Source organism: Pseudorhodoferax sp. Leaf267, assembly GCF_001422405.1.
Lineage (GTDB): Bacteria > Pseudomonadota > Gammaproteobacteria > Burkholderiales > Burkholderiaceae_C > Pseudorhodoferax.
On sequence record NZ_LMMV01000021.1, the window covers coordinates 92,563 to 104,611 of the forward strand.

At 63.9% G+C, this 12,049-nt stretch carries 13 protein-coding genes; 8 read left to right on the forward strand and 5 right to left on the reverse strand.

The window, feature by feature from the left end; genetic code table 11:
• The first annotated feature begins 27 nt into the window (after positions 1-27).
• The 4 genes from ASF43_RS17515 (at position 28) to ASF43_RS17530 (ending at position 5,196) form a co-directional block, all read left to right on the forward strand.
• Positions 28-1,326 (forward strand): TraU family protein, encoded by a 1,299-nt coding sequence (locus ASF43_RS17515; RefSeq protein WP_162241823.1) that lies wholly within the window; start codon positions 28-30, stop codon positions 1,324-1,326.
• 397 nt (positions 1,327-1,723) lie between these two features.
• On the forward strand, positions 1,724-3,076 hold the full coding sequence (locus tag ASF43_RS17520; RefSeq protein ID WP_156373379.1) for an integrating conjugative element protein: 1,353 nt from the start codon (positions 1,724-1,726) through the stop codon (positions 3,074-3,076).
• A gap of 95 nt (positions 3,077-3,171) precedes the next feature.
• Positions 3,172-3,495: a hypothetical protein gene (locus ASF43_RS17525; RefSeq protein WP_056183764.1), complete on the forward strand. Its 324-nt coding sequence runs from the start codon at positions 3,172-3,174 to the stop codon at positions 3,493-3,495.
• 9 nt (positions 3,496-3,504) lie between these two features.
• On the forward strand, positions 3,505-5,196 hold the full coding sequence (locus ASF43_RS17530; RefSeq protein WP_082497943.1) for a conjugal transfer protein TraG N-terminal domain-containing protein: 1,692 nt from the start codon (positions 3,505-3,507) through the stop codon (positions 5,194-5,196).
• 2 nt (positions 5,197-5,198) lie between these two features.
• On the opposite strand, the gene ASF43_RS17535 is transcribed toward ASF43_RS17530, so the two are convergent.
• From ASF43_RS17535 to ASF43_RS17545, 3 genes are all read right to left on the reverse strand, one after another.
• Positions 5,199-5,510: a hypothetical protein gene (locus ASF43_RS17535; RefSeq protein ID WP_056183767.1), complete on the reverse strand. Its 312-nt coding sequence runs from the start codon at positions 5,508-5,510 to the stop codon at positions 5,199-5,201.
• Positions 5,511-5,639: 129 nt separating this feature from the next.
• A complete protein-coding gene (locus ASF43_RS17540; protein WP_056183768.1) occupies positions 5,640-5,948 on the reverse strand; it encodes a type II toxin-antitoxin system RelE/ParE family toxin in 309 nt (102 codons plus the stop codon).
• Between the two features lie 9 nt (positions 5,949-5,957).
• A complete protein-coding gene (locus tag ASF43_RS17545) occupies positions 5,958-6,419 on the reverse strand; it encodes a hypothetical protein (RefSeq protein WP_056183770.1) in 462 nt (153 codons plus the stop codon).
• A gap of 178 nt (positions 6,420-6,597) precedes the next feature.
• Here ASF43_RS17545 and ASF43_RS17550 point away from each other — a divergent pair, with 178 nt between their 5' ends.
• The 3 genes from ASF43_RS17550 to ASF43_RS17560 all read left to right on the forward strand — a co-directional run bounded on the left by ASF43_RS17550 (position 6,598) and on the right by ASF43_RS17560 (position 8,606).
• Positions 6,598-7,371 carry a SprT-like domain-containing protein gene (locus ASF43_RS17550; RefSeq protein ID WP_056183772.1) on the forward strand — a complete coding sequence of 258 codons (774 nt, stop codon included), beginning with the start codon at positions 6,598-6,600 and terminating at the stop codon, positions 7,369-7,371.
• Positions 7,372-7,461: 90 nt separating this feature from the next.
• On the forward strand, positions 7,462-7,860 hold the full coding sequence (locus ASF43_RS17555) for a hypothetical protein (RefSeq protein WP_056183773.1): 399 nt from the start codon (positions 7,462-7,464) through the stop codon (positions 7,858-7,860).
• Positions 7,857-8,606: a DUF5131 family protein gene (locus tag ASF43_RS17560; RefSeq protein WP_056183775.1), complete on the forward strand. Its 750-nt coding sequence runs from the start codon at positions 7,857-7,859 to the stop codon at positions 8,604-8,606. The genes ASF43_RS17555 and ASF43_RS17560 overlap by 4 nt, the downstream gene beginning before the upstream one ends.
• Here the strand turns inward: ASF43_RS17560 and tcmP are convergent.
• Positions 8,603-9,817, reverse strand: coding sequence for a three-Cys-motif partner protein TcmP (tcmP, locus tag ASF43_RS17565; protein WP_056183777.1), 1,215 nt, complete (start codon positions 9,815-9,817; stop codon positions 8,603-8,605). The genes ASF43_RS17560 and tcmP overlap by 4 nt on opposite strands.
• Positions 9,818-9,937: 120 nt before the next feature.
• A complete protein-coding gene (locus tag ASF43_RS17570; RefSeq protein WP_056183779.1) occupies positions 9,938-11,002 on the reverse strand; it encodes a tyrosine-type recombinase/integrase in 1,065 nt (354 codons plus the stop codon).
• Positions 11,003-11,329: 327 nt separating this feature from the next.
• Here ASF43_RS17570 and ASF43_RS17575 point away from each other — a divergent pair, with 327 nt between their 5' ends.
• Entirely contained in the window at positions 11,330-12,031 is a 702-nt protein-coding gene (locus ASF43_RS17575; protein ID WP_082497944.1) for a DsbC family protein, read from the forward strand.
• Positions 12,032-12,049: the final 18 nt, after the last annotated feature.

Consider the following 12,049-nt stretch of genomic DNA (forward strand, 5'->3'; position numbering starts at 1 on the left):
TGCCTGATGGCGGCGGCTGCACTGTCCATGGCAGCACCTGCCACGGCGCTGGTCGCCTCGACGAACACCAGCGCCATCATGGGCGCCACGATCTCGGCTCTGCCGAGTTGCCTGGCCTACCGCGTGACGGGTGTGTGCTTCTGGCTGCGGTGCACCATCTTCGGCTGTTCCGTGAAGACCTCGATCCGCGTCTCCCACTACGTCCCCGACGTCGTGGTCAGCACGTTCAATGCGCCGGAACAGCATCCCTGGGCCGACGTCGGCAAGCCGATCGCCGGCGTCATGACGGGCCTGGGATCCAGCTTCATGGGCTCGCTGCTGGACTCGTCGGCCGGCACCGCCCGCGAGGACAAGGAAGTCGTGACTTTCAAGAGCGTGGATGCGATCGGCAATCCGGTCGGGGCGCTGATGGGGGGCAACACCAACTTCGAGTTTCCCGACACGCAAGAGTTGATGAGGTTTCCGAGCCAGGAGCTGCCTCGCATCATGCAGATGTGGGCGTCGGCGCCGGCCGACCTGGCCAAAGGCGTGATGTCCGGTGCAGCGGAGACGATGACGAGTTTGACGCGGGAGCTGGGTGCCCTGTCCAGCCTTCCGGGCCAACTCGGCGGCGCCCTGGGATCGGTGCAAAGCCTGTCGCCAACCACCACGACCTTGCCTGATGGCGCCGACAGCTACACCGGTGGTGGCAGTGGCGGTGGTGGTGGCGGGGACGAGGGCGGAGGTCAGAACAGTCAGCCCACCGACTTCTCAAAAATGATGGATGAGATGAAGAAGGGCGTGCAAGCGGGCGGCGGCGGCAATTCTGATTACATCTGTCCAGGCGGCTCGGGGATGCTCTCGATCCAGTACCACTCCGAACTGGATTCGACCTTCTGGCGCGGCAAAATTCCGCTGGAACTGCTCTACCCCGGCAGCTGGATCCCTGGCATCGGCGAAGTCGGCAATAGCCTGATCAACACCTGGGGTGGCGGCTATCCGCGCACTGGCGAGCTGGTGCAGTCGCACCCGCGCAAGGCTTCGGCCGTGTTCGCCCACCGGGTCGGCTCCATCATCACGCGCGGCGCCCAGCCCCACATCTACAAGAAGCTCTCCGAAAAGGGCGGCGGCTTCCGGTATTTCGCCACCATGGCCGATCCCAAATGGCAGGCCGTCCACCCGCTGCCTGAGCCTGGCTGCATCACGTTCGGCTCGAACGACTCGCTCGGCCTGGGCTCCTGGGGCGACTACAAGACATCGAGCAACGACGGCTACGTCTGGAACCTCTGGCTGCGCTACGAGTGCTGCAAGAAGGCGGCCGAGATCTTCCTGTTTGCCGTGCCCTGATGAAAGCCTCCAGCATGCCGAAATCCTCGCCATCACGACCGGGCCAGCGGTTCGTGCAATGGGCCGTCGCTGTCGTCCTCGCCCTGGTGACCTGCGCAGCTGCACATGCACAAGCGACTGCAGCCACAGCCCGGTTGAGCTACCACGTCTACCAATGGATCTTCGGCCCGCACCCCGCTGCCAGCGCGGGCAACCGCATGGCGCCCCTTGCACCGGCGCACTCGGACTGCGCAGCGCTTGCCGCTCAGGCCGAGTCGATGGGTCACTGCAGCGGGCTGCAGGCCTCGTCGAGCGCAGGCCACCGCGCCGCGGTGCGGTGCACGCCTCCTGGCGACCGGCGCGGCCAGGCGGTCGCGTCCTCCCCTGCTGCATGCCTCCATCGATCAGGTCCCACACCATGAACCTTACCCCACGCATCGCGTTCGGCGCCCTGGCATTGGCGCTGGCATGTCTTGGCACACCGGCCGTGCAGGCCCAGCCGGTGACGAACTCATCCCTGTACTACCGACTGGGTGGTGGCTCGCCCATGGGAGGTGCGGTGAACCGTGGGCAGACGTCGATGCGCCTGGGCTTCAACACGCGACTGAACTATTCCTGCGGCAAGTTCGACATGGGGCTGTCCTGGTCCAACGTGATGAACGGCTTGAGCAACCTGGGGGGCCAGATCACCGGTGCCATCCAGGCCGGTATCGCGTCTTTGCCGTTGTACATCCTGCAGCGTGCCCAACCGGGTCTGTACCAGCTGTTCCAGAACTTCGCCCAGAAGGCCGACCTGTTGGTATCGGCTTCGCTCAAGACGTGCGAGGAGATGGAGGCGCAGATCAAGTCTGGCAAGGATCCCTATGAGGACTACGTGAACATGGCCAAGGGCGACCTCTGGAAGGTCAGAGCCAGCGCCAACGGTGATGTGGTGCAGACCAAATACGATGTGAACCGCAACGAGGACGCTCAGAAGCGTGGGATGGACTGGGTGCTCAAGGAGAAGGCCGGTGGGGTCGGGCACAAGCCGATCCGGCCGATCCGGGATCTGTCCGTTGCCGGCTTCAACGTGACCTTGAATCTGCCCACCAACACGCCACCGACGACCAACTACCGCAGCTCCGCCCACGCTGACTCGCGGCTGGTCCGTGCGTTCAAGTCGCCGGAAGACCTGGCGACATGGGCGGCCGAGGTACTCGGTGACAAGCAGCTCTACCTGTGCACGCAGGAGGTCGGCTGCCCGGACCCGACGACCACGAACACAGCGACTGGCCTGGGTCCGAAGCTGGACAAGGAGTTGCAGGATGTTGCGCCTGTGCTCCAAGACGTGGTCGCGGGAACCGAAAACATCTCCCGATTGAAGGAGATTGGCACCCAGGGTTTTGGCGTGACGCCGCAGCTGATCGAGTCCATCCGTGAGTTGCCGGCCAACTCGCGCGCTGTGGCCGTGGGGCGCGTCGCGCAGGAACTCGCCATGCACCGGGTCGTCGACAAGGCGTTGGTCGCCAGGGCGGCGCTGCTGTCCGGCCTGTCGCTCCCCGAGGCCACGAAATCCGGCGTGATGCAGGAGGACGTTCAACGACAGATCGACCGCCTCACGCAGCATGTCAACGACCTGATGTTCGAGTTCCGTATCCGCAAGGAGATGTCGTCGAATACGGCACTGACCATCATGGGTGACCAATTCTTCCGGGACAGCCAGGGTGCGCGCGTGCGCGATGGCCGCACGCCGGAGCGCCAACCTCTGGTCGATGGTCGGGTCGCGCCATGAGATTCGGTGCCAGAGCACCCGCCAGGGCTGTGCGCGGCCCTGAAGGCGCCCCGCCTCACGTGCGGCGCTGGGGCCGGTGGGTGGCGTGGACGGCTGTGGGCACCCTCCTCGCCATCGTGGCGGTGGCCGTGATGCTCATCCTGCTGCAGCAGCCCGTCTCCGAACTGGAGCACATCGTCGCGCAGGCGCGCCGTTTGAAGTTCATTGGCGCGGGACTTCAGGCACTGGCAGCGTTCTGGATCGTGTTGCGCTGGCCATTGGTCGCGGCCCGGGCCGCGCGCAAGGGGGTCATTCGCGAGCACGAGGTTGCCACCGTGGTCGCCGCCCGGCAGAAGGTCGCCGCCCTGCTGCTGGCCTACGTGCTGCTGGTAGCCATCGGTGCCGGCGAGCTGGGGCGGCTTGCCGCTGCGATCTTCTGAGGACGGGTCATGGAACTGGACAGCTACCTGGAGATTTTTACGACGATGTACGGCTGGGCCTTCGCCAACATCATCGGGGAAGTTCTGACCGGCACCGGTCTGGTCGCCCTGCCCTTCGGGCTGATCGTGTTCTCGGTCTGGCGTGACGCCAAGGAGTCGGCCTCTGGCGGCGCTGGTGCGCAGGAACTCATCGATGCGGTGATGACGCGCATCCTGATTGCGCTGTTCGTCTACATCACCTGTTTCGCGGTGACGCCCTACACCTCACTGGTCAGCACCAACCTGCGCTACACGCCGCAGGCCTCGCTCACCAACCCGACGCCGACGGGTGGCTCGCTCAACCTGGGCACGGGATCATCCTTCGACACGGCGCTGCAGGATGCCCGCGATGGCACCATGAGCCCGACCGGTGGGCTCTCCTACGTGCCCGCCTGGTGGTTCACGGTCATGGCCGTCAGTTCGGGTATCAACAACGCGGTCCGCTCCGGGCTCAGCAGCGCACGCAGCGACATCCGCATGGTCGAAGACATGGCGCGGACCGCGACGATTCAGAACCCGCAGCTGCTACACGAGATCCAGCGCTTCTACAGCGAGTGCTTCGTGCCGGCGCGCAGCCGATTTCTTCAAATGGACCGGTCCACGATCAGCGGCAACGGTGCCACCGTGATCGCCGAGACCAACACCGACTACGGGCCGACCGACGTCGATTGGATGGGCAGCCAGCTTTTTAGGACGGAACCTGGGTTCTACGGGACCATGCGCTCCTACGATCCGGTCCCCGGGTTCCCGATCGACCCGAACCGGGACACCGACTACACCGCGGGCGGTGCGCCAGGAACGCCCGAGGCAACGGACGTCAACCCCGCCTGGGGGCGCCCGACCTGCCTGGAGTGGTGGCTCGACGGCGCCACAGGCGTGCGGTCGCGGATGATCAGCCATGCGTCGACCTGGCAGACCCTGCTGCAGGGCATGCAGTCTGCGATGAACTGGAGCAGCGCGGACCGGGCCGCTGATGCTCTGGCGATGCTCGCGCAGTCTCGTGCCAACCCGCAGTTCATGGATGCGTCCCGCATCATGGGCAACGACTACGACGGGATGACCAACCTGGTGCGCGGGATCGGCGGCGCCGTGAGCACATTCGGTGTGGGAAAGAAGCTGATCGATGCCACCATCGAATTCATGCCGATGGTCACCGCGCTACCGATGATCCAGTCGATGCTGCTGATGGGCATGTACATGTTCCTGCCCATGATCGTGATGCTCAGCGGCTACGACTTGAAGATCATGCTGCTGGGCGGCCTGGCCATCTTCACGGTCAAGTTCTGGTCGGTGATGTGGTTCATCGCCCAGTGGGTCGACGCCCGCTTGATCCAGGCCATGTACCCCGGTCTCAACGGCAACATCGTGATGCAGGAATTCATCGCCATGGGGACGAATGCCGGCGACGGTTCGCTCTACAAGCGGATGATCCTGAACCTGGTGCTGATGAGCATGTTTGTCGGGTTGCCGCTGCTGTGGAGCGCGATGATGGCCTGGATAGGTTTGGGGGTCGGGCGCAGCATCGAGGGCTTCTCAAGAGGCTCGATGTCAGCCGCCAGCGCTGGCACCGGGTCGGGATCAGCAAGAAGCGCAGGTGGCATGCTAACCGGCGCAGGCAAGACTTTCACCAGCGGATATCGAAGCGGCCGAGGCAACCCTTGAGGTCAGATCAATCCGTGGTTGTAGTCGTCCAACTCCTTCTCGGTAAGCGGTGAAAGCAACTCGCCATGTCCGTCGTAGACAAGGTCCCCGCGTACCTCGAACTCGTTGCTCCGGTCAGCTTCAGCTTCTCCGAACTCCTCTTCATCCCCGTTGCCCGATGCACCCAAAAGGGCCAAGGGCAGACCGAGGATTCCAATCTTGAGCAAGCCCGGGGTATGCCGAAGCAGCGACCCGCCAACACGCAGACCGAACTTGACGGATTCGCGCGCAAGCCTCTCGGCGTACGGAACTGGGCGCTTGGTGTTCGTTGTCATGGTGTCCTCGCTTTGTTGTTGGGCCTTCTGGTAGGCGATCTTTCCTGGTTCTATCGGATTTGAGTCGGTCGGGCCAGTGCTGATACAGCTTGTCACGGCGCATCGCCCTGCCCGCCTTGTCCTCGACTCTCAGCCGGATGCGCCTGATTTCATCCTCGCATGCTTCACGCGCAGCACCTCGACCGCCTGGCTCTGGTCCTCGCCCGGCATCAACCGGTAGTACGCCAGGTAGTTCCGGTGCAGCACGAGCATCCGCATGTTGGTCGGCAAGCCTGGCCCGGCGGCACGTCCGATCTCCGGATACTCAGCCAGCAGCGCCGCCTTCTCACGTAACTCGGCGACGAAGCTCGCCGCCCGCGCCGGGTTGTCTCGGGCGATGAAGCGTCGTATCGCCAGCAGGTCGTCCAGGGCCTGCGGCCGCCAGCGGACAGTGGCCACGGGCGCGAGTCAGCGGACCGAACCGCGCGATGCCGGCGTCGCATCGTTCAAGGCATCGGCCTCCAACGCCGCGAACATCTCATCCGTCGACAAGCTCGGCCGAGGGTCATCGATCGCCGCCTGCAGCTCTGCCGCCAGTTCTTTCTGATGGGCGGCTGCCTGGTGTGCTTCGCGCATGGCCGAGGCGCGCCGGTCGCGGGCCTGCGGAGCGATGTCTCGCTGATCTGGATCCCACCGGCTGATCTCGATCTGGGCAACACCGATGCCCAGATCTCGCATCACCATGATGGCAGTCGTCGGGTTCCCGAACTTGCGTGGCTCGGTCGACCGCGCCTTGGCCAAGACCGCATGGTGGCCGGCACGCGTGGCGATCTGCAGGTAGAAGCTGCCGCCCTGTGCGCTCAGGGTGACGCCCTTGACGCCGCCCGCCTCCACCGTGGCCCTCAGTTGATCCAGCGTGACAGTTTGCATGGTGCTCTCAAACGTTCCAACGGAATTGTGCGCGACCTATGGAATTCCTGCAACGCGCCGATTGGTTGGCGTCGCGTGCGGTCCGCAGGTTTCCTGGCTACTGCGGCATGTAGGACGACGTCGAGAATCGGTGTCAGACAATTTTGTATTGCGCAATACAAACACAACCGACAACACGATGCTTCAAGCTGCACGATCCGTCCCGACCCGGGAGACCTACGACGAGCTGCAGGTGGCCTACAGCCACTTCAATGCGCGGCTGTTCGATGGTGCGCTGCCAGACTGCCTCATCACGCTCCAGCGGGAGAAAAGCACCTGCGGCTATTTCTCGGCGAAGCGTTTTGCCCGGGCAGACGGCGAAACCACCGACGAGATCGCGTTGAACCCGTCGTACTTCGCTGCGGTGCCCCTGGTCGAGACGATGCAGACGCTGGTGCACGAGATGGTGCACCTATGGCAGCACCACTACGGCGCGCCCGGCCGCGTGCGGTACCACAACGAGGAATGGGCGGCCAAGATGGAAGGCATCGGCCTCATGCCCTCCTCCACCGGGCGGCCAGGCGGCAAGCGCACTGGCGACAAGATGTCCGACTACGCGGTGGAGGGCGGGCCGTTCCTGCTGGCCTGCGCCGAGCTGCTGACTTTGTCGTTCAACATCAGCTGGTACGACCGGTTTCCGGCGGTCGAGCATGTGCGCTTCGGCGAGTCGAGTCTCTCGGCCGCGCTGCCAGCCGCGGTTGGTGGTGGTGCTGCGCCGCTGGCCAGCCATGCCCTGCTCGCCGGCGTCATGCATGCGTCGGTGTCGGCTGCGCAGGACGGTGCAGCGGGCGTGGCTGCTGCCAACAAGTCGAATCGAACGAAGTACGTGTGTGGCTGCCGTAGTGCGGTGTGGGGAAAGCCGGGACTGGTCATACGCTGCGGGGTGTGTGACGAAGCGTTTGAACCGCAGTGAATCTGTTGACCCACGCGGCCATGGCGCCCTGAGTGTCGTGCCGTACGAACAACGTTTGACCAAAGGAGCTATGCGTTTTAAAGTGCATAAATGCTAAGAATCCAGCGCGCTCCAGGTGCGGACATTTATCGCTATCGTCAAGATCTGAAGCAGTACCTGGTCCGAACGAAGACCACTGCGACGGCCCTGGCCCGAGACGTGGGCGTCAATCAATCGACGGTTCAGCGCTTCTTGGCAGGGGACACGAAGAACGTCACGCGCCGGATGCGAGGGGTCCTCCGTTATGCGGGTATCGATGTGGAAATCCGCATAGCTGAGGCGCCGCAGGCCGCGGCGGACCATCCGAGGATTCGCAAGGCCCTGGAGCGGGTCTGGGACGGGAGGCCGCAAAGCGCCGATGTCCTGGCCAGTCTGATCGAGGCCATCGGGCCATTCGTACAGCAATCCTTCCCGACTGGGCCGGGAGCAAGCAAAGGAGAACGGACATGAGCACGACCAGCAAAATCGAGTGGACGGAGCAGACATGGAACCCCGCCGTGGGTTGTACGAAGATCTCGCCCGGCTGCAAGAACTGCTATGCCGAGACCATGGCGCGCCGTCTCCAGGCCATGGGCGCGCCCGGGTATGAACGGGGGTTCGAGCTGCAGTTGCTGCCGCAGCGGCTCGATGAACCGGCCAAGCGCAAGAAGCCGACGACCTACTTCGTCAACTCCATGTCCGACCTGTTCCACGACCGGATTCCGGACGCGTACATCGAACAGGTGTTCGCCACCATCGCGCGCACACCGCAGCACACCTATCAGGTGCTGACGAAGCGCGCGGCCCGGCTGGCCAGGTTCTTCCGCACGCGTGCCGTGCCGCCGAACGCCTGGCTCGGCGTGTCGGTCGAAAACCGCAAGCACGGCGTGCCGCGGATCGACCACCTGCGCGAGGTGCCGGCGCGCATCCGGTTCCTGTCGGTGGAGCCCTTGATCGAGGACGTGGGCCAGTTGGACCTGACGGGCATCCACTGGGTCATCGTGGGCGGCGAATCTGGACCCAAGGCCAGGCCGATGAAGCTGGAGTGGCTGGAGTCCGTGCGGCTGCAGTGTGAGGCCCAGAAGTCGGCCTTCTTCTTCAAGCAATGGGGCGGCTGGGGTGTTGATGGGAAGCGCCGCGCCAAGTCGGCCAATGGCCGCTTGCTCAACGGCCGCATCTGGGATGAGATGCCATCGTCGCTGGTCGACGTCGCCTAGCGCTTGGCGCTTGCAAGCGGCAGCAACACGAGGCGCTCCCCATCCTTCTCATAGTGCAAATGTCGGGTACGGCGGGCCTTCTGCGCATCGAGATTCATCACATGGCCATCGGCGATCAAGCGACCCAGCGACGCCTGGTAGTCACTGGGCAGCCATCCTGTTGATTCCATGAAGTCTGCCATCTGGTCCTCGCCGACCTGAATGACTTTCTCTTGCAAGTAGGAGAGCCAGAAGGCATCGACGACACGCGGGTCCAGCGCGTCACCAGGTTGCTCGAAGCTCGCTTCCCCGAACAGATCCTCCATACCGCTTTCAGCTTCGCGCCTGGCGTTGCGCTTGGTGGCTCGCACGCGGCGTTGCACGATCTGCAAGCCCTCGGAGATCTCCATGAACTCGACGATGCCCTTGGGATGGGTCGTGAGGTAGACCAGGTGGTATTTGGGCCTGTCCTTCGTGGGGTCCATCACGCGCACATGGGCCGTGCGAGCGCGGTGGTTTCCGCCCGAACCTGTGACGCGCTGCTTCATGCCCTCGCGGTACGCATGCACCAGCTTTTCTTCTCGCTCTCCGGGAGGTAGACCGTCCAGGCTGCGTACGGTCTCAACGTCGCAGCCCAGGAACTGGGCGATGTCTTCCTGCCATTGGCCCATGGCGGCCGTGCGATTGATGAAGTCGTACATGAAGTTGACCAGAAACTCCGATCCCGGCCGCGTCAATAACGGTTGTAGGCACTCCACCCCGACCGACTTCCACCCCTTGGGATCGACGAAGAAGAATGTGAAGGCCCGCCGGCCGCACCAGCTGAGAATGGCCTCGCGTAGCTCCACGAAGTCGCCCTGCAAGCAGTCCGCCTGGACGCCGGCGGGACAGGCGCGGGCCAGGTAGGACTGCAGGCGGCCGAAAGCCTGAGGATCGCGTTCGATGTACAGCGCACGCATCGTCGCCTGCACTCGGAACCCTCGCAACACCTTGCGGCAGTTCGCCATCGTCTTGAGCGAGATGGCGATTGACGTGCCCTCCATGTCCTCGGTGCCGTCGCCCCACGGGCCTGCAAAGCAATCCACGTAGCAGATCTCGATCTCGCCACTGCGACGCCCTCCCATGCCGACGATCATGAGCAATCGTTCCAGGTAGCTGGCCAGCAATTGGTGCTTGATCCAGGCCTGCTCACGTCCGTCGTAACCATCAGGGATGGTGGGTGTTTGTCTCATCGGCGGTCATGTTGTTCTTGTGTCAACTTTGCATTGTGTGACAACACCAGTACGCCGCTGACGCTCGATGTGCGCCACGACCAACAGCAACCCGGCTGCTGGAAAAGGCCGCCCCGCGCACTAGCCAGCGACGGGCACCTGGTTGTGCCACCGTCGGCGCGGCCCATCCGGCATGGCGAAAGCAGCGGCAGCAGCGAAGTGCACGCCGAGTGGGTGGTGCCGTTCCAGCAGTGCTTGCAGGGTCTCGCGCCGGCTCCGCAGGTAAATGGTCGTCGTCGACAGGTTGGCGTGACCGAGCAGGATCTGGAGGGTGCGCAGGTCCATCCCTCGTTCCTGGAGGTGGGTTGCAAAGGCGTGCCGGAAGCCGTGGGGGGTCATCATGGGCAACTCCGCCAGCGCCGCGTGCCGACGCACCAGCGCGCGCAAGTGGAAGTACTGCAGGCGCAGGATGGGGCTGGGGTTCACAAAGACGGCGTCGGTGGCATGGGCGTAGCCCATGGCCTGGTGGATCAGCACCGATCGCGCACCGGTGAGGTACCGCTCCAGCCAGGTGGACGCTTCCTCGCCGTAAATCACCAGCCGTTCCCGGGCCCCCTTGCCGATGATGTGGATCACGCGGTCGAGGCGTTCTACATGGTGCATGCGCAGAGCCACAAGTTCGGCAGCACGCATTCCGGTGGCGTAGAGCACCTCCATCACGGTGCGATCCCGCACGCCCAGCGCGGTTGTGGCGTTCGGGGTCGTCAGCAAGCGGTGCATTTGTTCCACGGTCGGAACGTAAGGAGGGGTGCTGCGTTGCGCTGTCCGAAACGGCGCAAAGTCCAGCGTTGGGTCATCGGCACGCAACTTCTCACGCCGAGCCCATCTGTAAAGTCGCTGGAGCATCCAGCGCCTCGCTACGACCGTCGAACTGGACGCGTTGACGAACGCTGCCAGGTAGTGGTGCAGATCCACACGCTGCGCCTCGCGCCAAGTGCGGTCGCGCTGTCGTGACAGCCAGTGGGCGTACTCCAGCAGCATGCGGTTGAGTTTGCCGATGCTCACGATCGCGAGCCCGTCCGCCTGCGTGTCCAGTATGAAGTTGCGCAGGTGCTGGTCAATGAGAGCGCCGCGCCCCGTACGCGGTGTTGGCAACAGGCGGCCAAGCACGGGGTAGCCCTTCCCGCGCGGCTCTTGGTAAGACATGACTTTTCCAATCCGTGGTTCATCAAACCGGGTGTGTCAAGCGTTTATCGCTTGCTACGTCCGGACGTTTATTTGATGCACACGGTCTCCGCGACCCCTAGATTAAGCGCATGTTGATCCCGTTCGCAAACAGAGGAAATCACCCACATGATTGATTCAATGCATACACAGAATCATCAAGCTTCAGACCGAATACATCGTATGGGCCTTGTTATAGGGGAGATCGCATCGTCAGTCAGCCTGTCAACCCTGACAGAACTCGTGGCATGCAGCCTCTGCAAGACCGTGACGACGACGCGATGGATGGTCGCGTCAGCAGCGACGTGCATGGCCGTGGGCGCCACCGCGCAGGCCCTGCCCAGCGAACAGGCCGAGGGCTTGCGCAAGAGCATCGCCACCCACAGCCAGGGCAAGGTGACGGCAGGCGCGATCACTCGCACTCCGGTGCCAGGCCTGTTCCAGGTGGTCTCCGACGGCGAGATCTTCTATGTCGACGCAACTGGCCGCTACAGCTTCGTGGGCGGCTCGATGATAGACATGCAGCAACAGCGCGATCTGACCGCCGCCGAGCTGGACCGGCTGCACGCCATCCCTTTCGACCGTCTGCCGCTGCAGCACTCCATCAAGGAGGTGAAGGGCAAGGGCACGCGGCATGTGGCGGTCTTCGAAGATCCGAACTGCCCGATCTGCCGGGTGTTCACCAAGTTCCTGGACCAGATCGAGGACGTGACGATCTACCGGTTCATGTACCCGGTGATCGCGCCGCAGTCCGAGGCCTTGGCGCAAGCGGCCTGGTGCTCCCGGGACCGGGCTTCAGCCTGGAAGACCGTGATGGCCGGAGGGCAGCCGCCGCAGGCCGGGGCAGCGTGTGACACCAGCGGGCTGGCCAGCATCATGAAGTTCGGCGAAACCAACCGGATCAACAACACCCCGACCGTGGTCCTTGCCAGCGGCAAAAGGCTGGTCGGTGCCACACCACCTGAACTGTTCATGCAGGAGCTGGAACAGGGCGGGCGACGCAGCAAGTGAGCAACTCCTGGAGGACCA